Raw genomic sequence first — 19,811 nt, forward strand, 5'->3', positions numbered from 1 at the left:
CCTTTTTTATTGACCTAGGTTAAGCAAGATTACTGCTTAGCGATTACGTTGAAAGTCAGCGTAAACTCATCGTTGATAGCTTTGTCGCCAATGCTGTCGAAGAAGCTCTTCGAACCATACTTTAGACCGAATTTAGTGCGGTCGATGGTTGCTTTGCCAGTAGCGGCGGCTACTCCGTTTTTCACACCTACTTTGGCGGGGAAGCTTACTTTCTGCGTCACGCCCTTGATGGTCATGTCGCCGGTGATGGTAGCGTTGTCAGCGTCGGCCTTAGCACCGGCGATGGGGGTAATGCTCGTGATTTTGAAGACAGCGGTTGGGTTCTTTTCTACACCAAAGAAGTCGTCGCTGCTCATATGGCCCACGAATTTGGCGTGGTTATCGGCGTCGGTGATGTCGGTAGCTTTCATCGACTTCATATCCACGGTCACGGTGCCGCCAGTTACCATGTTATTGCGCACTTGTAGGTCGCCACCAGTGAACTGCATGGTGCCGTTGTGGCCGTGGGTTACGGCTTTGCCTTCCCAACCCAGGGTGCTCAGCTGCGGCTGCACCTTGTAGGTAGCCACGGCGGCCGTAGCCGACTTAGAAACAGACTTTTGAGCGAAAGCAGCCGGCGCAGCCAGCAAAGCAGCCCCTAGGAGGGCGGGCAACAAGATTTTTTTCATGATTGAAAAAAGGTAAGAAAGGTTAGAGTGGTGGGCCGGGTAAACAAATATCAGGCCCGAATTTTATCGAGTAACGTGTTGAGCTGGCGCTGCTCAGCAACCGAAAGCTTATCGAGGCTATTGCGCGCGGGGTTGGCCTGCTCGTCTTCATCTATTTGGCGTAGCAGGTGCAAGCCCGCTTCGGTAATGCGGATGTCCACGGCGCGGCGGTTGGCGGGGCACACCGTGCGGGTAACCAACTTTTTCTCTTCCAACTTGTCTACTATGCGCGAAGCATTGCTGGTTTTATCGAGCATGCGCTCGATGAGCAGCGCCACCGTAGCGGGCAGCGGATGCTGCCCACGCAAGATGCGTAGCACGTTAAATTGGGGCGAGGTCAGGCCGTAGAGCTTAAAGGCTGCGGCCTGGCGCTGACCCAGCCAGCCAGCCGTGTACACTACATTGAGGTAAGCCTTGTGGGCTTCACTCTTAAAAGTAGGCTGCTTGATTTCGTCTTCCAGGCGCATGGGGTAACTGATTACGACTGCAAATTTAATGTACCTACATTTAATGTTGCAACATCGTTCACGCTTTTTTGCTAATTTTTTTTAGACCGCAATATCTGTCGACTTTTGCGTACACTCTTTTCACCCTTCCTTTCTTTCTACACTATGCGCCTTACTCATCTGCTAGCCAGCCTACTCCTCGGGGCAGGCCTGGCTGCTACCCCCCACCTCGCCGCGGCTCAGCCCACTGGCGGCCAGCCGGTACGCCCGGGCCGCACTACTCAGTATCTATTTACCCGCGGGGCTGTGGTGCAGCGCACTGGTACCAAGGTCACGCCTCTCAGCCAGAACGTTCGGCTGCCCAACGGCACCAAAATAAACGTGCGTAGCGGTATTGTGGAGCTGCCCACCGGCAAAATCACCACGCTACGCGAAGGCGACTACGTGAATGCCGAGGGTGGCATCGTGTTTGGAACGCCCGCCAGCGCGGCCGCGGCTCGCGGCGATACGACCGTAGCGGCCAATGCCAAGTTTGACCCCTACGTGCACGTGGGCACTGCCCCCGCCCGCGTGCTCAGCGACGCGCCCACCGAGCGCGAGCAGCTCTTGATGCGCAAGATTGAGCTGCTCAATCGCAAAATGGCCCTCTACAACCAAACCATTACCAACCCACCCAACACCGACGCGGTGGACAAGCAGCTACAGGAAATCGACGCGCAGTTGAAAGCAGCCAAGCGCGAGTAACCTAGGGCAGCTAGTGGCTGCGCCCGGCATTAGGGGGCGGCCACTAACTGCCCATCGGCTTCGTGCACGAGCCCAAAAGGCTCGTCGCGGACGATGAGCATACCATCGAGGTCGTGCACCTCGGCCAGGGCGCTGATTTGCAAGGCCGACCAGATACCTAGGGAGGTTTCGACCATGCAGCCTAGCATGGGCAGCAGGCCCTGGGCACGGGTGCGGCGCAGCAGGTCGATGCCGCGTTGGTAGCCCCCAGCCTTCATAAGCTTGACGTTGACACCGTGAAACTGCCGGGCAATGTCGCTAAAATCAGCCTCGTCGGTCACCGACTCATCGGCTAGCAGCGGTACGGCTGTGCGCGGGCGCAGGTAGCGGTAGTCGTCGGCTAGGGCGGCGGGCAGGGGCTGCTCTAATAGGTGTAGCACCAGGCCCGGCACCCCCGCCACCTGCTCCAGAAACTGCAGGAGGCTGTCGGCATCGGGCCAAGCCTCGTTGCCATCTACCAGCAGCGGCTGGCCGGGGCAGGCTGCGGCCACGGCGCGCAGCAAGTCCAGTCCTTCGGCTTGGTTCACTTTTATTTTTAACAAGCTGAAGCGCTGGGCACGCTGCTGCGCAATAAAGCCGGCCACCTCACCTGGGTCCATAATAGGCAGCGAAAACGCGGTGGCTACGCGCGCCGCTGGCTGCGGCACCCCCAAAAACTGCCATACCGGCTGCCCGGCACGTGCAGCCAAGCAATGTGTGAGGGCCGCCTCCAGCGCGAACGCCAAGGCGTGGGCCACGGGCTGCGCGGCGAGCAGCGCCGCCAGTTCGGGCAGCGTGGTTACCTGGGGCAGCCCGGCCGCGAGCAAGCGCGCAAACTGCTGCTGGAGCAATTCAGGCGATTCGCCATAGCGCACGTTGGGTGCCGCTTCGCCCCGCCCCACGCTACCAGCCTGGGTGGCCTGCACCACGAGGTTGGTTTTGGTGGTTGAGGCATTGCGCGCGATTTTCCAGGTGTACCGCAGCGGCAGGTCGTGCGCTGTTAAAGTCCAGGCCGTAAGCATGAGGGGCAAGAGAAGAGCGCCAAAGCTAGCGATACTCGCCCCAGCAGCCACCAAGCTAGCTTCGGGGCAAAGGCTCCAGCTTAACATAAGCTTGAACTAGTGCGCACTAATTGCGTAACCGTAATTATTGCTTACCAAGCATTTACCTGCGCCTAGGTGGCGTTGCAGCCAGCAGCAAGCTACGTACCCTACCTTAGGTAGCAGCTTGCTGCACAAATGTCCTCAATGCAGCTGTAAGCGAGCGCGTTTTGAGGCCAGGCGAGGGCGGTCGGCCGCGGTTTCGGCCTGCAATCCCGTTCTTTATAGCCTCATTTTGCTTCTTATAGTATTTGCGCATGAAGTTCTCGCGTCTTTCCGGGCTGGCTATTACCTTGATTTTAGTAGCGTTAGCCCTCACGATGCTGGTTGCCTACGGCTTTATCAGCTTACCTAGCGCCGTGCCGGCCACTGCCCGCTGGCTGGCCTTGGCGGCCCTAGGTATGGCCCTGGCGCCCCGGCGCTCGCTCACCCTCTGGATAGTGCTGAGCATGCTGGTCGGCATCGAGTTGGGGTACGATGCTCCCAGCGTAGCGGTACCGCTCAAAGTACTGAGCGACGCGTTTCTGCGCTTGGTAAAAACCATCATTGCGCCGCTCGTCTTTGCCACGCTCGTGGTCGGTATTGCGGGCCACGCCAACCTCAAGCAGGTGGGCCGCATGGGTATCAAGGCGCTAGTGTATTTCGAGTTGGTAACGACGTTTGCCCTATTTATTGGCTTGGCGGCCATCAACCTAACCAAAGCCGGCGTAGGCGTGGCTAAAGTACTGCCAACCGCCGGCGAGGCTGACGTGCTTCAGCCCGCTGCCCACCAATCGGCGGCCGACATCATCCTGCACATCTTCCCCGAAAACATTGCCAAGTCGGTGGCCGAAGGCCAGGTACTCCAAGTGGTCATCTTCGCCATCATCTTCGCTATCGGCTTGGCCCTCAGCCCCGAGCCGGCCCGCGGCCGCATGCTGCGCTTTTGCGAAAGCCTCTCCGAGGTGATGTTTAAGTTCACCAACGTAGTAATGTACTTTGCCCCCCTAGGGGTAGGCGGCGCCCTCGCCTACACGGTGGGCAAGATGGGGCTAGCCCCACTAAAGAATGCTGCTTACCTGCTCTTTACGCTTTATGGCGCCCTCATCGCCTTTGTAGTATTAGTATTGCTGCCGGTGCTACTGCTGGCGCGCCTGCCGCTACGGCGCTTTGTGGCGGCGGTGGCCGAGCCCGTCAGCATTGCGTTTGCCACCACCAGCAGCGAGGCTGCCCTACCCCGCGCCATGGAGGCCATGGAAGGTATTGGAGTGCCGCGCCGCATTGTGGCCTTCGTCATGCCCACGGGTTATTCCTTCAACCTCGATGGCACTACGCTTTACTTATCGCTGGCGGCGGTATTCGTGGCGCAGGCGGCGGGCGTACCGCTCAGCTTTGGCGACCAGCTGCTTATGGTATTCACGCTCATGCTCACCAGCAAGGGCGTAGCCGGCGTGCCCCGCGCCTCGCTCGTTATACTATTGGCTACGGTGGCTTCGTTTAACTTACCGGCTTGGCCCGTGTTTATCATCCTAGGTATCGATGCCCTCATGGATATGGCTCGCACGGCCGTCAATGTTTTAGGCAACTGTTTGGCCTCCGCAGTGGTTGCACGTTGGGAAGGCGAATTTATTGATAACTATGTAGCGCCGCCCAACCTGCTTACCGTAGAGCCAGCCGCAGTTTCCCACTCTGCTTCTCACTAACTCATCTGGCCCTAACACAATTTTATATTTGAATCTGGCAACCGCCTAAAACTTGATTTAAGACTATTTTTTGGTAGATTGGCAAGCCTGTAGTACTTTAGAGCATTAATAAGTTTTATTCAATAAAAGGGCGTTAATTCTCTAAAATATCTCTTCAAAGTACAACTTTAGCTTTTATCATTCCACTATGAAATTGTACTCTTTCATTGCACGGCCAGCTTTGGTAGCGGCTGCAGTTTTAGTAGGCCTCAGCAGCTGCATGTCGGTAAAAGGCAGCTTTTCGCATACCCCGACGGCGGTTATCACCAAGCGCCTTCCTCCCATGGAAATCACAGCCGACCCCGGTCCGCTGGCCATGAACGACGGTGCTCTCCCCGATGACCCGCTGCGCCTGTTCAAGTCAGAGCTGCAGCACAACGTAGTGGAAGCCACCGATACAGCTACCTATGGTTACATCCGCCTGGTAGTAACTAAGGTGCACACCATTCGCAAGGGCCGCAGCTTGCAAGCGGCGCAGGTTATTACGATGCTGGTACCCAGCATCTTCGGTGCCCCGCTCGAATGGTATAACACCGACCTAGAAGCCGAAGTACAGGTGATGGACGCCAGCGGCCAGCTCCTAGGCACCTACACGGGCAAAGGCACGTCTAACGTGAAAGTGGCCATGTACCACGGCTACTCGCAAACCGACGCCCCGCGCCTAGCCGACGTAATTGCCCTGCGTGAAGCCTTGAATCAAGTGCGCCCGCAGCTCGACACGGCTTCTACCCGCCTGAATCCCCTCCTCATGGCGGGCGGCCAAGTCAACAACCCCACGCTGCCCTCATCGGCTAGCAACCGATAACCAAGGCGCGCTCGCTTATTTTTCGGAGTCGCTCACAATAATCGGCGGCCTTCGGACCTTTGTAGCCCGGCCCGGTGGTTTGCCTTTTGCAAGCCCCGGCGCCGGGCTCTCTTTTAGCTGTGCTGATGAAAAAGATACTGTGCTCTATTCCGGGGCTACTGCTCTTGCTGGCCCTAGCGGGCTGCTGCGCTAATGATATCTGCGTGTGCGCAGACACAGGGCTGGCCGATGCGTTGCAATTCAAATTTAACTACACCACGCACCGGCAGGTAAGCGGTGGCAAGTTCGTCAGCTTCAATGCCAGCGATGTAGACACGCTAAGAATTTACCGTACTTCGCTCAACCCCAGTAAGCTGCCTAATTTTGTCGCTACTACAGACTCAGTAACGATAGGCCGTCCTCTTTACATCAATGCGAAGGGCGATACGCTGATTTCGGACACATTGCGGGTTACTTCTGCCAATGGCGAGACAAACAAGATAGGTCGCCAAAATATAGTAGTTATCAACAATTCTACGCCTTTCCCGGCAAGTGGCGGGAATAAGCTGGATGCTTATACATATCGCATTTCGCTCATTCGCAATCGCTCCGGTAACCGCAAGCCTACCTACTCTTACTACCTCACAAATATCTTTATAGCTGGCGAGGACGAGGCCAATGGTTGCTGCACGTGCTACCGCAATACAGGCAAAGCGTTTACCCTCGGCATAGGTAATCCAGCCAATACCACTCGCGTGACAGTAGTAGCCTACGATACTGCCTCCATTAAGGAACTTACCCGCTTGCCACGGCCTAGGTAAGGCAAACCGTCTCGGTCGGCGTCTACGTAGCTACGTATACCTCTTTTCTGCTAATTCTGCCTGCTCATGCCTGCCCCCGACCTCCTTACGCTTGCCGCCGATGAAGCTCAGCTACCCGCCGGCCTCACCGAGGCAGTGCCCGTGGAGCCTGCGCCAGCTGTGGCCCCTGGCTTTCCATTTGCTACGGAACTGAGTTTAGAGCCGCTCATCGCTTACTGGCATGAGCGCGAGCGCGACCCCAACCCGGGCGTGGCGCGCCTGGCCCGTGCGGTGTGCGAAGAAGTAAAGCAGCACGGTGCCTGCCGGGGTAATATGCACACCATTGAGCAGCTTGACGGCATTCAGGACCTGATAGATATGCTCATGCTGGCGGTGTTTCCGCCGGCGGCTACTACCACGGCTATCACGGGGGCCATTCCGCCGTTTCAGCGGCGCAGCTTCTACTACACTAGCCGCTTTGCGGAAGTGATGATGGGGCGCGACCGCACCATCAAGCAGCCGCTCAATATCGACTACGCCACCCTGGAGCTGCACATGACCCAGATGGCGTACTTGCTCATCCTAGGTCGGGAATACGGGGCCGAAATACCCGAAACGCAGAGCGGACTCATTTTTACGGTACCCGACTACAGCATTGGGCTCTACCGGCACTACGGTGTCAACTTCGATTCGTCGTTTGTGCGCGTGCGAGTGGTGGGCGAAAAGCCCGAGCTGAGCCCCGAGCAGGTACAGCACTTGCTTCACAACCGCCACCGCCTAGAGCTGTGGTACCGCGTGCTGCCCCCCGAGCGCTTTGCGCTGGAAGGCTTCAACCTGCTGCAGCTGGTAGATGTCACGACCCAGGAAATACTGTCGGAGCTGAAATACGACCTGCTGGAGCGCGACGTATTGCAAGCTTCCGACCGGCTCGAGCAGATTCAGGAAAAGCTGCGGGTACTGTTTGCCCGGCCGGCTCTACAACTCGGCATTGCGGCGTATGACGAGCGCAAGAAGGCCTTTGTGGACTTTGGGCGCAAAATCAACCACAGCTTCCTCACCAAGCAGATGCAGAGCCTAGGGGCCGTGGGTGGCTTCCGGCAGCTCTACGCCCGCCTATTGGCCGACCGCCAGCCGTTGGTGCTTGAAGATGTGACCACCGCGCCCGAGCTGCCCGAAGATGTGCGCCAGCAAATTTTGCAGCTGGGCATTCGCTCGGCTATTCTGGCGCTGCTGCCCTATGGCCCCGACACCGTGGGGCTGCTCGAACTAGGCTCGCCCGAGGTGGGCGCGCTCAATGAGTTTGACATGGAGCTGGTGAAGCAGTTTGTGCCGCTGTTTGCCGTGGCTGTAAAACGCAACGCCGAAGACTTAGAAACGCGAATCCAAGCAGTTATTAAAGAGAAGTTTACGGCTATTCACCCCACCATGGAATGGCGCTTTAATGACGCAGCCCGGCGCCTGCTGGCCCAGCACGAAGACGGCAACCGCTCGGCCGAGATGGAGCCCATCGTGTTTGAAGATGTGTACCCGCTGCACGGCTCTTGCGACATCCGCGGCTCGAGCGTGGCCCGCAACGAAGCCGTGCAGGCCGACCTCATCGAGCACCTCACGCTAGCGGGCCGGGTGCTGCGCAAGGCATCTGAATACCAGGCGCTACCTATTCTAGACGAGCTTAAGTTCTACGTAACTAAGAACTTGCGACGGCTGCGGCAGGGCATCATCAGCGGCGACGAAGTCAGCATCTACGACTCCTTGCGCACGCAGGTAGAGCCCTTGTTTGAGTACCTGGCCCAAAATATTACCGAGCTGCGCCCCACCATTGCCCACTACTGGCAGCATATTGACCCGCGCCTAGGTATCCTCTATAACCGCCGCAAGGCTTTTGAAGAAAGCGTGACGCGCATCAACGATGTGGTCAGCGAGTACCTCGACCAAGAAGAGGCTAAGGCGCAGCAAATGTTTCCGCACTACTTCCAGCGCTTCAAAACCGACGGCGTGGAGTTTAACATCTATGTGGGTGGCAGCCTGGTGCAAGACAAGCCGTTTGACCTCATTTTCCTGAAAAACCTGCGCCTGTGGCAGCTACTGGTGATGGTCGAAATCACACGCCGCACTCATGCCTTGAAGGCTGAGCTGGCCGTGCCGCTCGACACCACGCAGCTCATCCTCATCCACTCGCAGTCCCTTAGCATCCGCTTCCGGCAAGACGAGCGCCAGTTCGATGTAGATGGCGCGTATAACATTCGCTACGAGATAATTAAGAAGCGTATCGACAAGGCCACGGTGCTGGGTACTGGCGAGCGCCTGACCCAGCCCGGCTACCTGGCGCTGGTGTATGCGCAGCCCCGCGAGGCAACTGAGTACGTCGAATACATCGACTACTTGCAGGACCGCAACCTGCTGGAACCTGAAGTGGAGGAGCTGGAGCTAGAAGAGCTGCAGGGTGTGAAAGGTCTACTGGCGCTTCGCGTTAAAGTCAAGCTATAGGTACCACCTAGGGCTTTGGCAAGCACTTTACTCGCTTACCGTGACGTCTTGGCCAGGTATTTTCTTTTCCTTCCAGAAAAGCCGGACGCCCGTGCGCAGCAGTACTAGCCAGGCCGCCCCGCCTGCAAAGCCCGCCACCACATCGGTAGGGTAATGCACGTGCAGGTACACGCGGGTGAGCCCGATACTTAGCGAAAAGCACACCAGCGCTACTGCCAAGCCCCAGTGGCGGCCATGCTGCACGGCCAGCCACGCCAAGCAGCCGTAGAGGCACATCCCCATCATGGCGTGCCCGCTGGGGAAGCTCAGGCCATACTGGTAAATGAGGGCCGTGGTAGGCCGGTCGCGGTGAAAATAAGCTTTAAGTAACTCGTTGAGAGCTACCCCACCCCCCATCGCCAAGAGCAGCTCGATGGCGTAGCGCTTCCGGCCGCGCCGGTACATAAGAAATGGAATGAGCAAGCTCGTTGGCACCAAAAACTTGACTGAACCAAAGAAAGTCAGGAAATCAACTAAAGGACGCGTCCAGGGTCGAGCGGCTCGCAGGCGGTCCATTTGAGCAAAGCCCCAGTCGTCGAATACCTGCGAATGCTCGCGAAACACCACGCGAGTGAGGTAGAAAAATAACCCAAACGCCGCCACAAATAGCACCGCCCCAAAGATGACCTCGGCTGTGAGAAGCCCCGCCAAGCCGGCCGCCCGCGCGGGCGGAGAAGTAGAGGAGCCAGGGCGCGCAACGGGGGTGGGCATAGGGTTGGGAAGGGTGAAAGCTAAGTTGAACGAAATTCTGCCGGAAGAGGCCAACTACCCGGTTGCAACCGAAAACCAACCTAGGCGCTAAACAAAAAAGCCAGCCCCTGTTAAGGGCTGGCTTTTTTGTTGGGTAACTCGTGCGCTCGGAGAGACTCGAACTCTCACACCTTGCGGAACTGCCGCCTGAAGACAGCGCGTCTACCAATTTCGCCACAAGCGCAGGCAATCTTCAAACGCTGGCCGCCCGGTTGGTGGGGCGTTTGATGGTGCAAAGATACGGAATCGTTAACTCTCGGCGCAACCCTAGGGTGGTTTTTTTCGCTTTAGCCAGCCTGGTAGCAGCGCCAAAAATTGTTGCTCAGCTACTTGTGAACGCATTTTTTTTGTGAGTTGCTGCTGCAAAAGGGAGTTAGCGAGCTGCTATGCTTCTTTGTGGGCACTATTTCCGCAGTTTCTATGGCTTCTTCAGCCCCTCCCCCCTCCCCTTCCGGCGCCGACTTTAGCCGCGTGGCCCGCGTGTATGATGTGTTGGCGGGGGCCGTGTTTGGGCGGGCGCAACGGCGGGCGCAGCAGGCGGCGCTGGCGGCCGGGCTGCCACTGGCAGGCCCGGCACCGCAGGTGCTGGTGCTGGGCGGCGGCGGGGGCTGGGTGCTTATTGAGCTGTTGCGCCAGTGTCCCGCCGCACAAGTGCTCTACCTCGAAACTTCGGCACCCATGCTGGCGCAGGCCCAGGCTCGGCTGCGGCAGTTGGCCCCTAGTGCCGCAGCGCAGGTCGAGTTTCGGCATGGCAACGAGAAGGCCCTAAGCCCCGCCGAGCAGTTTGATGTTGTGGTCACCTTTTTCGTTTTAGACTGCTTTACCCTGGCGGAGTTTCCGGCCGCAGTGGCCCGCTTGCAGGCCGCGCGCCGACCTAGGGCGCTGTGGTTGGTGGCTGATTTTCGGCCGCCCCGCACGTGGTGGCAGCGCGTACTGCTGCGGGCAATGTATTTATTTTTTAAAGTAATGGTGGGGCTACGCGCGCAGCAGCTTCCGCCCTGGCCGAGCGCTTTGGCTGCCTTAGGGCTTCAGAATCGCTACCAAGCGAGCTTCTACGGCGATTTTATCTGGTGCCAGGTATTGCAATAAAGGTGGGCGGTGAGCCAGCGACAAAGCAGAACCGGTGGCGAGGTCGAATTTTTGCTTTTAATTTGCATCATTTAAATCAATTTCCGGCTGTAACCGGGCCTTTTAGCTATTAAGTAGGATTTTATTATGAGAAGAATTCTTCCCGCTTTCTATTTGGGAGTATTAGGTAGCGTGAGCCTCGCCACTACGGCGGCCGCCCAGAATACCAAACCCGCGGCGCCAGCCAAGCCTGCAGCTGCTAAACCAGCCCCGGCCAAACCTGCTGCCACCCCCGTTGCGAAACCCGCCGCGGCAAAACCTGTGGCTACCCCTGCTGCGAAGCCAGCCACCGCCGCCCCTACCCCAGCGCCCAAGCCAGCTGTCGCCACCCCGGCACCCAAGCCGGCCGCAGCCGCCCCAACCACTACCGAGCCTGCGCCGGCAGCCCCCGCGCGGGCAGCTGCTACTGGCCCAGCAGTACGCTACACCGTGTCGTTTCCGAATGCAGTGCACCACGAGGCGCGCATTACGGCCACCTTTGCGGGGCTAACGTCAGGCAAGGCTCTTGTGATACGGATGGCGCGCTCGTCGCCGGGACGCTATGCGCTGCACGAGTTTATTAAGAACACATACTACCCCGTAGCTACCGATGGCAGCGGCAAGCTCCTAGGTATCCGGCGGCCCGACCCCTACTCCTGGGAGGTGCGGCCGGCGGCTGATGGCACCATTCAGTTTAGCTACACTCTGTACGGCGACCGTACCGACGGCACCTACGCGGGCATCGACCAGCAGCACGCGCACCTCAACATGCCCGCCACGCTGTGCTATGCGCAGGGCCTAGAGGGCCGGGCTGCTGAGGTAAAGTTTGAGATGCCCACGGGCTGGAAGGCTGCGACCCAGCTACGGCCTACCGGCGAAGACCGCACCACCTTCACCGCGCCTAACCTGCAGTACCTCATGGATAGCCCCGTGGTACTAGGTACTCAACAAACCCTGCACACTTGGCAAGACGGCGGCCGCACCTTTGAGATAGCCACCTACTACGGCGGCTCGGCCAGCGAGGTAGAAGCATTGGTGAAGAAAACGCAGCAGATAGTGCGCGAGGCCGCCGGTGTGTTTGGGGGCGAAGTGCCCACCTTCGACTACGGCCGCTATACCTTCTTGGCCGACTACCTGCCTCAGGCCAGCGGCGATGGCATGGAGCACCGCAACTCGACTTCGCTCACCAGCCCCCTGCCGCTGCGCGAAGAAGGCGCCCTACGCAACCTAGCCACTGTATCGCACGAGTACTTCCACGCCTACAACACCGAGCGCCTGCGCAGCAAAGGCCTGGAGCCGTTTGACTTCCAGCGCGTGAATATGAGCGACGCGCTGTGGTTTGGCGAAGGCTTTACGCAGTACTACGGCGAGTTGATGCTGCGCCGCGCCGGCTACTACGACGACGAGCAATTCTTTGAGAAAGTAAGCCAGTGGGTGAATGTGCGCCTCAACTCGCCGGGTGCTCGCTACGCTTCGGCGGTAGAAATGAGCCAGCAGGCGGGCTTTGTGGATGCCGCCACCAGCATCGACCCCGGCAACCGCAGCAACACGTACCTCTCGTACTACTACCAGGGCGCGGGCCTAGCCCTTTCGCTCGACATGCAGTTGCGCCAGCGCTACCGCACCTCGCTCGATAAGTACATGCAGGCACTATGGCAGGAGTTTGGCAAGCCCCAAACGCCCAGCCTGGCCCCCGCCAAGCCCTATACGCTGCCCGACTTGCAGCGCGTGCTAGGCACCGTAGCTAAGGATACGGCCTTTGCAGGCACCTTCTTCCGGCGCTACATCTACGGCCACGAAACGCCGCGCTTCGCCGAGAACTTGGCCCTGGCTGGCCTGGCCGTGGTACCGACCAAGGTACTGGCCGCCGCCCTACCTAGGCAGGTAGAATTTACGGAGGATGGCCGCTGCATCTTGGCGCGCAATACCACGATGGGCTCGGGCCTCTACAAAGCGGGCATCGACCGCGGCGACGAGATTATGACCCTCGACGGGGTGAAAATCACCGATATGGTTACGCTCGAAGGCGTGATGCGCCGCCACACGCCCGCCGACCTCGTGCCAGTGCGCGTGCGCAACCGCGCTGGCATTGAGCGCACCACGCAAGTCGTACTCACCGAAGACTCTAACGTGCAGGTGCAGCCCATGGAAAGCGTAGAGAAAATGACCGCTACCCAGGCACAAAAGGATATGCGTGCGGCGTGGCTGGCTAGTGCTGCTGCTATCAAGCCCTAGGTCAACATTTAATCACTGCATCAAAAAAGCCCCACCGATAATTCGGCGGGGCTTTTTTAATATTATTAACTACTTATGCGCACTAGCGACGCTGACCAAAGAAGCGCAGTAAGAAGAGGAAGAGATTAACAAAGTCTAAGTAGAGCGTAAGGGCACCTAGGATGGAAGCTTTATTGCTAGTTTCCTCTCCTTCCGTCACGCCGATGAAAGCCATCTGCTTCAGCTTCTGAGTATCGTAGGCAGCTAAGGCCGTGAATAAAATAACTCCAATGCCCGACACAATCAGGTTTAACGTTGAGTTACCCCAGAACATATTGACCACTACTGCGATAACTAAGCCTATGAGCACCATGCTCAGTAGCTTACCCCAGCCCGATAAATCGGACTTAGTGAAATAGCCAAATATGCTCATCACACCGAACATTAGCGCCGTAGTGAAGAATGTAGAGGCAATGGAGCTAGCTGTGTAGGCTAAGAATATAGCGCTCAGCGTAAGCCCGTTAAGCAAGGCATAACCCACAAAGGCAGCTTTAGCTTGCGATAAGCTCCATTGAAAGATGCGCGCCGAAAGAAATCCTACGACTACTAGCTCGGCAATGATGAGTCCGAAAAACACGAACCGATTACCAAATATGAACTGCTGCAAAGCCGGCGAGGACGCGGCAAACAGCGCCATGCCGCCAGTAAGCGCCAAGCCAGCGGCCATCCAACCGTAGACTTGGGCAAAAAAGTTGGCCTGAATGCGGGCGGCGTCTTCTTCCGTCAGTTGGTGGGCCCGAACGCGACCCGACGGATTTTGATTGTCACTCATGTGAATAAGAAGCGAATAGAAACGAAGAAGAAAGTTGTACTGCCTGCTATACGAACTTTGGCCGGCAACGACGGTACTATAACAACTTTGTGGCCAATTAGTGGCCCGCCGCTTCGACTATATTCTATGGCTGCCCCTGCCCACTATCGCCGCAACGCAGACCTGCGTACCATTCGCCCTGGCTACCCCGGCAACAAGCTCATTGGCAAGGAGTACTGTAATGGCGAAGCATTGTATGAACCCACCTTTGGCACGGCACTACGCTGGCAGTTGACGGCTAACCCGCAAAAGGAGGAGAAGAAGCGCGACACTTGGGTGCCCAAGGTGGTGCCCTGCGCCGAGGCATTTTTCTCGACCCAGGACATGCTGGTGTGGCTGGGGCACGCCGGCTTTTTGCTGCGGGTGCAGGGGGTAAGTTTGCTGTTTGACCCCGTGCTGTTTTCGTCGGTGGGCTTGCGCCACCGCCACCCCCTACCCTGTCGTCCCGAAGACGTACGCAACATCGACTATCTACTGCTCTCGCACGGCCACCGCGACCATCTCGACGAGCGCAGCATCAAGCTCCTGGCCCAGCAAAACCCGACCATGCAGGTGCTTTCGTCGCTCAGCATGGGCAAGCTGCTACGCGGCATGGCTCCGCGCCTGCCAGTGCAAGAGGCCGGCTGGTGGCAGCAGTATGACCTAGGGCCAGCTGCGCCTTTTGAGATTTATTACCTGCCGGCCAGTCACTGGCATCGCCGCGGGCTTTTTGACCTGAACGAGGTGCTGTGGGGTAGCTTTTTGATTAAGACCGAAGACCGGCTCCTTTATTTTGGCGGCGACACTAGCTATGGCGACCACTTCGACGCCATCGAGCAAATCTTTGGTCCGCTTGACATTGTGCTCTTGCCTATTGGGGCCTACAAGCCACCCTTCATGATGCACATGAGCCACGTGAACCCCCACGAAGCGGCCAAGGCCGCCAACGTGCTGCGCGCCGGCCACCTAGTGCCCATGCACTACGGCACCTTTGACCTCTCCGACGAGCCCGCTTCGGAGCCGCTGCGGCTACTAACTGAGGTGGCGGCCGGCGGCCTGCTGCGCGGCGAGCTACACGCCCCTGCGGTGGGCGAGGTGCTCGACTGGACCAAATGGGAGTAGTTTTTTTGAGTTGTTAGCTTGTGGCTACTAGCCAGTAGCTGTTTTGCGTCGCTAAGCCACCGGGCAACAACGCGTATTAGCTTTTAGCTTTGTCGGTTCTTATGCTGCTAAAAAGCTAACCGCCAACAGCCACAAGCTAACAGCTCAAAAAATGTCTCCTACCCTCGTTCTTAGCCTCATCGCGGGCTATTTTGCCGTTCTGGTCATCATTGCGCTGCTTACCTCGCGCAAGGCTACGAGCGAAAGCTTCTTCGTGGCCAACCGCAACGCGCCGTGGTACATGGTGGCCTTTGCCATGATTGGCACCTCGCTCTCGGGCGTCACCTTCATCTCGGTGCCGGGCAATGTGTATGGCAAAAGCTGGAGCTACTTGGCCGTGGTAGCGGGCTACGTGGCCGGCTATGTGGTCATCGGCACGGTGCTGATGCCCCTCTACTATCGGCTTCAGCTGGTATCTATTTACACCTACCTAGAGCAGCGCTTTGGCTACTGGAGCTACAAGACGGGCGCGCTGTTTTTCTTGATTTCCAGAGCCCTAGGGTCGGGTTTGCGGCTCTATTTGGTGGCGGGCGTGTTGCAGCTGGCGGTATTCGACGCAATGGGTGTGCCGTTTGCCGCCACGGTCGTGGTCAGCATCCTGTTTATTTATCTCTACACCTTCAAGGGCGGCCTCAAAACCATTCTCTGGACCGACACCTTCCAGACGCTGGCCATGCTGAGCTGCGTAGCGCTGAGCATCTACTTTATTTCGTCGGAGCTAAACCTAGGCTTTAAGCAGCTTGTGAGCACGGTGCGCGAAAGCAGCATGTCGCAGGTATACTTCTCCAATTTCAGCGACGACAAGTTTTTCTGGAAGCAGTTTGCTTCGGGCATGTTCATCACCATTGTGATGACCGGCCTCGACCAGGACCTGATGCAGAAAAACCTAAGCTGCCGCAGCCTCGCCGACGCCCAGAAAAACATGTTCTGGTTTACGCCCGTCATCGTGGGTGTCAACGTGCTGTTTCTTACCCTAGGTGTGCTGCTCTACCAGTACGCCGCTGCTAAGGGGCTGAACTTGAACGAGCTGCCGCAGCTGCTCAAGGCCAATAAGACGCTCGATACCGACTTGGTTTTCCCATACCTAGCCACTACGCAGTTCACGCTGTTTGCGGGCGTGGTGTTTATCCTGGGCCTCATTGCCATCACCTACGCCTCGGCCGACTCGGCCCTGACGGCGCTCACTACGTCGTTTTGTGTTGATTTTCTTAATATCAAGCAATATCCCGAAGCCCGGCAGACGCGCATTCGCCAGCTCACCCACCTAGGTTGGTCGGTGGCCCTGATTGCAATTATCCTCGTCTTCCGCCTCATCAATGAGCAGAGCCTAATTGATGCCGTGTTCAAAACAGCAGGCTACACCTACGGGCCGCTGCTGGCGCTCTACAGCTTCGGCATTTTTACGCGGCGGCGGCTGCGCGAGGCACTGGTACTACCAGTGTGCGTGGCGGGGCCACTGCTCACGCTGCTCATTGTGTCGCACTCGGTGGAGTGGCTGGGCGGCTACAAATTTGGCTTCGAGATTTTGCTGCTTAATGGAGCCCTCACCTTTTTGGGCTTACTCTTGATATCGCGCTCCGCCAACCGAACCGAAGCCGCCGCTATTTTGTCCTAATCCGTGGCGATTACCGGTTAGCTATTCCGTTTTTTATCTTCCTCTATGCGTTTTACTTACCTCGCGCTAGCACTTGCCGTACCTTTTGCGGCCTTGGCCCAAACTCGGCCCGCACCGGCCAAAGCGCCCGTGGTGCTTTCGCCCGGCAACATGCAACTGCAGCCCGGCGGCGGGGCCGAAAACCGCCCCGATAAAGCGCCAAGCTTCCCCGGCGGCGAGGAAGCAATGGGTGACTTCTTCACCCAAAATGTGCAGGTACCCAACAAAGCCAAGCAGGCCCGCGTGACCGGCGACGTTATCGTGACTGCCACCGTGGGCACCGATGGCAAGCTTACCAACCCCAAAGTAGCCAAGGGCCTCACGCCCGAGTGCAACGCCGAGGCCCTGCGCGTGGTGCAAGCCATGCCGGCCTGGCAGCCAGCCACGCGGCGCGGCGTGCCGGTGCCCATTATGGTGCAGGTGCCGGTGCCATTTGATAACGCCAACGTTACTAAGTTTGAAATTGACCGCAAAGTACCCCGCTCGGCTAAGGATGCGCCGGGGTTAAATTAAGTAGCGTAGGTGTACCGTGGGCCTGCGGCTTACTGAAGCTCGTGGCACCCTAGGAGTCCACGGTACACTTATTTTCCGCAGGCGGCGCAAAGTACCAGCGCGCCGTTTGCGTCTTTTATATAAGTGGGCCGGCCCCCAGCCGGCCATTGTAGATTATGGCCCGAAGTGGACTGAATACCAGTGGCAGCGACCTCACCGCCGACCTGCCCAAACCGAAAGTAAATAAGGAGTCGCTGAAACGCGGCCTGCGGATTTTCAAATTCGTACTGCCCTACCGCACCAAGTTTGCAATAGGCATGGTGCTGCTGGTGCTTAGCAGCCTCAGCACCATGACGTTCCCCTGGATTGGGGGCAAGCTGGTAGACGCGGCCAACGATAAGCCTTTCGTGCTGCCCGGCGGCTTGGTGCTCGACATCAACCGTATCGCGCTGGGCCTTTTCCTTGTCACGGTGTTGCAGGGGTTGTTTTCGTTTGGGCGCATCTGGTTTTTCACGCAGGTGAGCGAGTTTACGGTGCGCGACATTCGGCAGGCGCTCTATGCCAAGTTCATGCAGCTGCCGATTCCGTTTTTTGAGCAAAACCGCGTGGGGGCCGTTACCTCGCGCATTACCAGCGACGTAGCCCAGATTCAGGACTCGTTTTCGCTGACGCTGGCCGAGCTGTTCCGGCAGGTATTTACGCTGCTGGCGGGCCTGGCGTTCATCATGGTCGTGTCGTGGAAGCTATCAGTTTTTATGCTGGTCACGTTTCCGCCCATCGTGCTGGCGGCGGGGCTATTCGGGCGCAAAATCCGCACCCTGTCGAAAACCGTGCAGCAGGAGTTGGCCCACACGAACACTATCGTGGAGGAAACACTGCAAGCCATCAATTCGGTGAAGGCTTATACTAATGAGCGGTTTGAAATCGGGCGCTATAATGCTGCCCTGCGCAAAGTGGTGCGCACGGCCTTGCAAAGCAACCTCTACCGAGGCGGCTTCGTGTCGTTCGTGATTATTGGCCTGTTCGGCGGCATTATTCTGGTGCTGTGGCGCGGGGCCACGCTGGTGCACACGCCTAAAGGCGACCCCAACCACCTTGAAATCGGGCAGCTTGTCTCGTTTATTCTCTACACGGTATACATCGGTGCGTCGGTGGCCGGCCTGGGCGAGCTATACGGCAAGGTGCAAAGCACCCTAGGGGCCAGCGAGCGCATTCTCGAAATCTTGGACGAAACGCCCGAGCCAACTTTGCAAGAGCCCGCCCTAGGTCTCGTGCCGGCTCAGGTGCGCGGCGAAATCCGCTATGAGCACGTGGCTTTCCGCTACCCCACCCGGCCCGATGTGTCGGTGCTGCAAGATATTGATTTCCACATCGCAGCTGGCGAAAAAATTGCGCTCGTCGGCCCCAGCGGGGCGGGCAAAAGCACCATCGCGGGCCTGCTCATGCAGTTTTACCCGCTCAGCGGCGGGCGCATCGTGGTAGATGGGCACGACATAGCCGATTACGACCTTACTGCACTGCGCTCGCATATCGGCATCGTGCCGCAGGAAACACTGCTTTTCGGCGGCACCATCCGCGATAACATTGCCTACGGCAAGCCCGATGCCACCGACCAGGAAATCATCGAGGCTGCGCAACGTGCCAACGCCTGGCAGTTCATTTCGGCCTTTCCCGAAAGCCTCGATACGGTGGTGGGCGACCGCGGTATCAAGCTCTCGGGCGGGCAGCGGCAGCGCGTAGCCATCGCTCGCGCCATTCTAAAAAACCCCGCCATTCTCATCCTCGACGAAGCAACTTCCTCGCTCGATAGCGAAAGCGAAAAGTTAGTGCAAGGTGCTCTCGATGAGTTGATGCAAAACCGCACTAGTCTCATCATCGCTCACCGCCTCAGCACTATCCGCAAGGTCGACAAGATTCTGGTTATCGATGGTGGCCGCATCGTAGAAGCCGGCTCGCACGACGAGCTAAGCGAGCGCGAGGGCGGGCTGTACGCTAATTTGCTGCGGTTGCAGTTTGAGTTGGCGTAAGGGCTAGTGTGCAAATCATCGCTTGCTGGCATCAGGTAGTCATACTTCTTTTACCTAGCCGCGATGAGAAGCAAAGTCCTTCTTCGTCATTCTATATATTTATCTTATCCTGACCTAACTCCTATAGCGGGGGTCTTCGTAGCACTTACTTGCTTAGTGCTTCTCCTATATTATCCTCTGGAGCCCAGACGGGGTCTAGTGTTACTAAGCGAAACACCCCGAGTGATTGGCAATGTTTGTTTCAATGTGCATACTACCTCTGAAACTGTTATCAGTTTAGCTGCTGACGGGCGAGTTTCCTTTGCCACTAATAATAGTACATTGCAAGCAGCTATTCTCGAGAAAATAGGTACGGCGCATGGCATTACTTTCACTGCTCTGCAAGCAGGCGAATTAGGTAACCTACCATACCTATCGACCTCTATTGGTGAATTGCCAGGTATATTAACTTCCTCTGCAATTACTCATCAAGCTCTACTATCAGCTCAACAGAATGCTTCACTAAGCTCTTCACAATTAACAGAATGTGTTGCAAACGCTAAGGCAATTGCTCCTATCTTGACAGGTTATCCTACCAGCTTCTTTTTGGCTATCAATGCAGAAACAAATGCTTCAAAGGTTATGAACCTTATAAGTATGCTTCGAAACCAAGGAGTTAATCATTTTTATTTATTGGCGCACGATAACTGATTGATTTAGCTATCTATTGG

Annotated in this window: 17 protein-coding genes and 1 tRNA gene; 12 read left to right on the forward strand and 6 right to left on the reverse strand. The window is 57.5% G+C overall.

The genetic code is table 11. The features are described from left to right. Window positions 1-29: 29 nt before the first annotated feature. Together JAO77_RS19640 and JAO77_RS19645 are read right to left on the reverse strand one after the other, a co-directional pair. Entirely contained in the window at window positions 30-668 is a 639-nt protein-coding gene (locus tag JAO77_RS19640) for a YceI family protein (RefSeq protein WP_198992132.1), read from the reverse strand. Window positions 669-718: 50 nt separating this feature from the next. Beyond that, window positions 719-1,174: a MarR family winged helix-turn-helix transcriptional regulator gene (locus JAO77_RS19645; RefSeq protein ID WP_198992133.1), complete on the reverse strand. Its 456-nt coding sequence runs from the start codon at window positions 1,172-1,174 to the stop codon at window positions 719-721. Between the two features lie 144 nt (window positions 1,175-1,318). Here JAO77_RS19645 and JAO77_RS19650 point away from each other — a divergent pair, with 144 nt between their 5' ends. After that, the gene (locus JAO77_RS19650) at window positions 1,319-1,897 is read left to right on the forward strand and encodes a DUF6799 domain-containing protein (RefSeq protein ID WP_198992134.1); all 579 of its coding nucleotides are present in this window, start codon (window positions 1,319-1,321) and stop codon (window positions 1,895-1,897) included. Window positions 1,898-1,926: 29 nt separating this feature from the next. Here JAO77_RS19650 and JAO77_RS19655 read toward each other — a convergent pair whose 3' ends face one another. After that, window positions 1,927-2,937 (reverse strand): enolase C-terminal domain-like protein, encoded by a 1,011-nt coding sequence (locus tag JAO77_RS19655; RefSeq protein ID WP_198992135.1) that lies wholly within the window; start codon window positions 2,935-2,937, stop codon window positions 1,927-1,929. A gap of 335 nt (window positions 2,938-3,272) precedes the next feature. Here JAO77_RS19655 and JAO77_RS19660 point away from each other — a divergent pair, with 335 nt between their 5' ends. The 4 genes from JAO77_RS19660 (at window position 3,273) to JAO77_RS19675 (ending at window position 8,807) form a co-directional block, all read left to right on the forward strand. Then, entirely contained in the window at window positions 3,273-4,697 is a 1,425-nt protein-coding gene (locus JAO77_RS19660) for a dicarboxylate/amino acid:cation symporter (RefSeq protein ID WP_198992136.1), read from the forward strand. A gap of 322 nt (window positions 4,698-5,019) precedes the next feature. Further along, window positions 5,020-5,541 (forward strand): hypothetical protein, encoded by a 522-nt coding sequence (locus tag JAO77_RS19665; RefSeq protein ID WP_213019437.1) that lies wholly within the window; start codon window positions 5,020-5,022, stop codon window positions 5,539-5,541. A 125-nt stretch (window positions 5,542-5,666) separates the two neighbouring features. After that, window positions 5,667-6,341 carry a hypothetical protein gene (locus JAO77_RS19670; protein ID WP_198992138.1) on the forward strand — a complete coding sequence of 225 codons (675 nt, stop codon included), beginning with the start codon at window positions 5,667-5,669 and terminating at the stop codon, window positions 6,339-6,341. A gap of 66 nt (window positions 6,342-6,407) precedes the next feature. Further along, entirely contained in the window at window positions 6,408-8,807 is a 2,400-nt protein-coding gene (locus JAO77_RS19675) for a GAF domain-containing protein (RefSeq protein ID WP_198992139.1), read from the forward strand. 27 nt (window positions 8,808-8,834) lie between these two features. On the opposite strand, the gene JAO77_RS19680 is transcribed toward JAO77_RS19675, so the two are convergent. Together JAO77_RS19680 and JAO77_RS19685 are read right to left on the reverse strand one after the other, a co-directional pair. Then, window positions 8,835-9,557 (reverse strand): phosphatase PAP2 family protein, encoded by a 723-nt coding sequence (locus tag JAO77_RS19680; RefSeq protein WP_198992140.1) that lies wholly within the window; start codon window positions 9,555-9,557, stop codon window positions 8,835-8,837. Window positions 9,558-9,698: 141 nt separating this feature from the next. Next, window positions 9,699-9,780 (reverse strand) — tRNA-Leu (locus JAO77_RS19685). Between the two features lie 236 nt (window positions 9,781-10,016). On the opposite strand from JAO77_RS19685, the gene JAO77_RS19690 reads away from it, so the two are divergent. Continuing rightward, complete coding sequence (locus tag JAO77_RS19690; protein ID WP_198992141.1) at window positions 10,017-10,685, forward strand: class I SAM-dependent methyltransferase; 669 nt, start codon at window positions 10,017-10,019, stop codon at window positions 10,683-10,685. 126 nt (window positions 10,686-10,811) lie between these two features. Continuing rightward, a complete protein-coding gene (locus JAO77_RS19695; RefSeq protein ID WP_198992142.1) occupies window positions 10,812-12,938 on the forward strand; it encodes a M61 family metallopeptidase in 2,127 nt (708 codons plus the stop codon). A gap of 82 nt (window positions 12,939-13,020) precedes the next feature. Here JAO77_RS19695 and JAO77_RS19700 read toward each other — a convergent pair whose 3' ends face one another. After that, window positions 13,021-13,749: a Bax inhibitor-1/YccA family protein gene (locus JAO77_RS19700; RefSeq protein ID WP_198992143.1), complete on the reverse strand. Its 729-nt coding sequence runs from the start codon at window positions 13,747-13,749 to the stop codon at window positions 13,021-13,023. Between the two features lie 126 nt (window positions 13,750-13,875). Between JAO77_RS19700 and JAO77_RS19705 the strand changes: the two genes are divergently transcribed. From JAO77_RS19705 to JAO77_RS19725, 5 genes are all read left to right on the forward strand, one after another. Beyond that, window positions 13,876-14,889 carry an MBL fold metallo-hydrolase gene (locus JAO77_RS19705; RefSeq protein WP_198992144.1) on the forward strand — a complete coding sequence of 338 codons (1,014 nt, stop codon included), beginning with the start codon at window positions 13,876-13,878 and terminating at the stop codon, window positions 14,887-14,889. A gap of 151 nt (window positions 14,890-15,040) precedes the next feature. After that, complete coding sequence (locus tag JAO77_RS19710; protein ID WP_198992145.1) at window positions 15,041-16,543, forward strand: sodium:solute symporter; 1,503 nt, start codon at window positions 15,041-15,043, stop codon at window positions 16,541-16,543. Window positions 16,544-16,588: 45 nt separating this feature from the next. Further along, on the forward strand, window positions 16,589-17,095 hold the full coding sequence (locus JAO77_RS19715) for an energy transducer TonB (RefSeq protein ID WP_198992146.1): 507 nt from the start codon (window positions 16,589-16,591) through the stop codon (window positions 17,093-17,095). 155 nt (window positions 17,096-17,250) lie between these two features. Next, complete coding sequence (locus tag JAO77_RS19720; protein WP_198992147.1) at window positions 17,251-19,101, forward strand: ABC transporter ATP-binding protein; 1,851 nt, start codon at window positions 17,251-17,253, stop codon at window positions 19,099-19,101. 246 nt (window positions 19,102-19,347) lie between these two features. Next, window positions 19,348-19,791, forward strand: a complete 444-nt coding sequence (locus tag JAO77_RS19725) for a hypothetical protein (protein WP_198992148.1) — start codon at window positions 19,348-19,350, stop codon at window positions 19,789-19,791. Window positions 19,792-19,811: the final 20 nt, after the last annotated feature.

It is taken from the genome of Hymenobacter sp. BT559 (assembly GCF_016427535.1).
Taxonomy (GTDB): Bacteria; Bacteroidota; Bacteroidia; order Cytophagales; family Hymenobacteraceae; genus Hymenobacter.